The organism is Nitrospira sp. CMX1 (assembly GCF_054902215.1).
On the sequence record NZ_JBUBKD010000048.1, the window covers coordinates 1 to 3,732 of the forward strand.

Genomic DNA, 3,732 nt, shown 5'->3' on the forward strand with positions numbered 1-3,732 from the left:
TGAACTCGACTTTGCACTGCCAGGAGGATGCGGCCTCGTTGACCCGATTGATCACATCCGCCGACTTCACGGTGCTAGGGGTAATGTCCACGAGGACATGGCTGGGGACGCGGTTGAAATCGACGCTGATCACACCGGGAATGGTCTGCAAGATCTTGCCGATCTCCGATTCTTTGTCGCTACAGCCGGCTCCAGTGAGCGTCAAAGGAAGACGCTCTTTAACCGGTGGTGCGGCCGAGGCCGGGAGTGAGATGAATAGACTGACGGCAAGAAATGCGGCGGATAGAACTAGTCGAGACAAAGAGTGTGGCATCAGGCAAACTCTCTTTTATAGATGAGCGTAGTGGAGAACCAGCACACAGGAACATATGCATAAGCTACACGATCCTGCCTTCGCTTGTCGAGACATCTGGAACCAGACGTGATCTGGTCTGAGCTGAACAGGTTCCTCTCATCTGTTGTTTGCCCTGAAGTATTTCTTTGCATGGCAAAGTAAAATCTCTGCGTATTGTATCGACTCATCTGGACTCATCGTGTGAATCCAGCGATAATGCCTCCCTCATGACTGCCCTGGTTGATCCACCATCTTGTTCATGGCCGGAAGTCGTCGGCCTCATTCCCGCTGCTGGACAGGCCAAGCGACTTCAACCCTTTCCTTGCAGCAAGGAGTTGTTTCCCGTCGGCTTCACAAAAGATTCGAAGACGGGGATGCCGCGACCGAAAGTGGCGTCGCAGTATCTGTTGGAAAAATTTAAAACGGCGGGAGTGTCCAAGACCTTCATCGTGATCCGCGAAGGGAAATGGGATATCCCGAATTATTTTCAGGAGGGAGTGGGGGTCGGGATGTCGCTCGCCTATCTTGTGATCCCCGGCTCGCTTGGACCGCCGGACACGCTTGATCGGGCCTATTCCTTTGTTTCCCAGTACCGGATTGCATTCGGTTTTCCCGATATTTTGTTCGGCCCGCCGGATGCGTATCGCCAACTGATTGAACAGCAGGAACGAACGGGTGCGGATGTGGTGCTTGGGTTGCACCGTATTGAGGATCCACGCATCTGGGATATGGTGGACGATGATAATGAGGGGTGGGTTCGTGAGATTGTGATGAAACCTGCTTCAACCACACTCACGTTTGGCTGGTGTTTTGCCGTGTGGACTCCGGTCTTCTCCGAGTTCCTCCACCGGTTCTTGCGTGCGGACGAAACAAAACAGAACATGGGGCGGTTGGCACATACGGCCAACGATCCCGGAGGGGATTTAGCTGTCGGGGTGGTTTTCCAGGAGGCCCTCAAGGCGGGGCTTCGGATACAGAATGTGAAGTTTCCACAAGACAGGTATCTGGATATCGGGACACCCGACAATCTTGCCAAAGCCGTTCGACAACAGATTATTGAGTGATGAGTTTGCTCCGCAGCGTCTGTGTCGCTCTTTGATTATCTATCTCGGAAAGCCGTCCTATTTGGGTTGCACCAAAAAGGCTTTAGACCGGGCATTGCCGCCGCCGGCAATGATATCGATGAATGACATGCCGGGTTGGATATCAGGCACAATGACCTCAATCGTTGTGTCATTCACAAACTTGTAATCGATCTTGGATGGGCCTGCCACACTGAGTGCCACACCTCGGAAACAAGCTCTTGTCCCGAAGTTTTCACCTGTAAGGGTTATGGTTTGCCCGGGCTTGGCTTCATCGGGCTCCACGCGCAGGATTTTAGGCTTTCGACTGCTATCGCAGACGGGATCTTTCTCCAGCTGTTGCTCGTCATGCCCCTTGATCGATTCCGCGTCGTGCAGTGTATACCCGGCGCCTTCGACGATCACCCCCTCTTCGGCAAGAGCAACGCGTGATCCAACATGGGTCATCACCAGCCACGAAAGAAACAGGAAGAAAAAACGGAACGGGCTTGCCATCAGGATCTCCCTTCATGCGGAGTGACGGAATTACTTGCTCGACATAGCCACATACAGTTCTCCGACAATGGCTTGACCGGAAGGAGACAACGCAAATTTGATAAAAGCTTCAATAAGAGGATTCGCCTCTTTTTTCGAAAGAAGAAGCAGTGGACGTCGCAGACTGTATCGCCCATCTCGGACCGTTGGGACTTCAGGCTCGACTTTATCAACCGGCAGGAGCCGGACGGCCACCCCATTAGCGACAGCAGAGAGGCCGGTACTCAACGACACATACGCGACGGCAGAGAGGGGCGGAAGGGCACCCACGACGGTCTTGATGACCGTGTCGTCTGATCCGATAACCTTTGCGGCCCCAGGAATCTTTCCAGCGATCCCGAGGCGGGATTCAAACGCTTCACGGATGTTCTGGCTGCGAGATCGATCAATCAACAGGATTCTCGTCTCGGGCCCACCCAATTCCGACCATTCTCGGATCTTTCCGGAAAACATCTCGGCGACCTGTTGAGTCGTCACTTCCTTGGTGAAGTTTGAGAGATGGACGAGAATCCCAATGCCGTCCCACCCGATTTGTGAGGCTGCCAGTGTTGCGTCCTCCATGCTTGTCACGGCAATCTGCGCCTGGCCGGCCTGGACTAACTGCGCCGGCGTTGAATCTTCGTCCCACAAGATATCGACATAGGCACGGGGATTGGCTTTTTCGAAGGCACGTGCCAGGACCTCAATAGTCGCTTGTTCAGGGCCGTTACCGGCGATGATCAGATTTCCTGCAACCTGTGCCGATGTGTGGGGAGGGGAGAGGAAGAGAATCAGACCCACACAGAGTAGAGTGATTAACGATTGTCCTGGCATGGATGCTCTTCGCCACCAGGAACCCGGATGACTCTTGCGGCGTAGCCAGGCCGTCGGAAGATGGTTCACCATGGTTACGACTCGGACGTGGTTCGGTTTGCCGTAGAGGACTCGGATTCGGACGACATGTTCGGTGGCGGGACATTGCGCTGTGCGTTCAACGGCGGCAACTTGACGAATCGTTCCATCCGTTCCTGGTTCATGGCCTTGGCCTTGATTTCGGTGAATCCGGGTTTGCGGGTGCCGACCACATTGGATGAGAACGCGGAGAGAAGGCGCGTGGCCTCCCTCGCATGGCAATGGGGACATTCGGTGTCTTCCACCCTGGCATAGACTGACTGGGTGGCCTCAAATTGTTTCTCACACCGTCCGCATCGATATTCATAGAGTGGCATAGGATCCTGTCCTTTCTCTCGGCCGGTATGAGTCCGCGTCTTGCGTATTCGTCAGGGATCTGTACCTGAACGAAGTGTTCGCGGGATCGTGGTCCTACCGAGTCAGTTAAGACTATCGTTCAAGATCGTTCGGCAGTGTGCCGGAGTCTCTATTCCAACGAGTGGAGCCGTTCAGATCTTGACAAACAGCCCTTGTGCAAGCGATGCTGATCAGCTTACGATATTCTGTTCATTCTAACAATTTACGCGGCTCAACTGCCAGCTCTAGAGGAGGGTTTCGATGCCAGTGCTGATTCGACGGTACAAGGGGAATAACGGCGTCATGCAGGAAGAACGAATCGACGAAGATGATCGGATCGCGCGCTATATGAGGCTCTTCGAGAAGGATGATGTCAAAAAGCTGCAGACCGGCGTGAAGTGTTTTATTGAAAAGGATGAATGGCAGCTCCTCCCGTGAATTGGTCAAGGGGCAGAAGTAGGGCGTGTACCTGTGTGAACGTTGCTTACCACTCACCCCTTACCGGCTAGCATGATCTACTGGTTGCATATTGCCCGTGCCATCGACCGTGTGACG

General features: G+C 53.9%; 6 protein-coding genes. 2 read left to right on the forward strand and 4 right to left on the reverse strand.

Going from position 1 to position 3,732, the window contains the following annotated elements; translation table 11 throughout:
- Window positions 1-313 (reverse strand): hypothetical protein (locus ACYX34_RS13075; RefSeq protein ID WP_462077008.1); only part of this gene is annotated, 313 nt, incomplete at its 3' end.
- Between the two features lie 248 nt (window positions 314-561).
- On the opposite strand from ACYX34_RS13075, the gene ACYX34_RS13080 reads away from it, so the two are divergent.
- Window positions 562-1,398 carry a nucleotidyltransferase family protein gene (locus ACYX34_RS13080; protein ID WP_462077009.1) on the forward strand — a complete coding sequence of 279 codons (837 nt, stop codon included), beginning with the start codon at window positions 562-564 and terminating at the stop codon, window positions 1,396-1,398.
- A 57-nt stretch (window positions 1,399-1,455) separates the two neighbouring features.
- Here ACYX34_RS13080 and ACYX34_RS13085 read toward each other — a convergent pair whose 3' ends face one another.
- From ACYX34_RS13085 to ACYX34_RS13095, 3 genes are all read right to left on the reverse strand, one after another.
- A complete protein-coding gene (locus ACYX34_RS13085) occupies window positions 1,456-1,911 on the reverse strand; it encodes an IPT/TIG domain-containing protein (RefSeq protein ID WP_462077010.1) in 456 nt (151 codons plus the stop codon).
- A gap of 30 nt (window positions 1,912-1,941) precedes the next feature.
- Window positions 1,942-2,763 carry a substrate-binding domain-containing protein gene (locus ACYX34_RS13090; RefSeq protein ID WP_462077011.1) on the reverse strand — a complete coding sequence of 274 codons (822 nt, stop codon included), beginning with the start codon at window positions 2,761-2,763 and terminating at the stop codon, window positions 1,942-1,944.
- 74 nt (window positions 2,764-2,837) lie between these two features.
- Window positions 2,838-3,158 (reverse strand): FmdB family zinc ribbon protein, encoded by a 321-nt coding sequence (locus ACYX34_RS13095; RefSeq protein ID WP_462077012.1) that lies wholly within the window; start codon window positions 3,156-3,158, stop codon window positions 2,838-2,840.
- A 280-nt stretch (window positions 3,159-3,438) separates the two neighbouring features.
- Here ACYX34_RS13095 and ACYX34_RS13100 point away from each other — a divergent pair, with 280 nt between their 5' ends.
- The gene (locus tag ACYX34_RS13100; RefSeq protein WP_462077013.1) at window positions 3,439-3,615 is read left to right on the forward strand and encodes a hypothetical protein; all 177 of its coding nucleotides are present in this window, start codon (window positions 3,439-3,441) and stop codon (window positions 3,613-3,615) included.
- The last annotated feature ends 117 nt before the right edge of the window (window positions 3,616-3,732 follow it).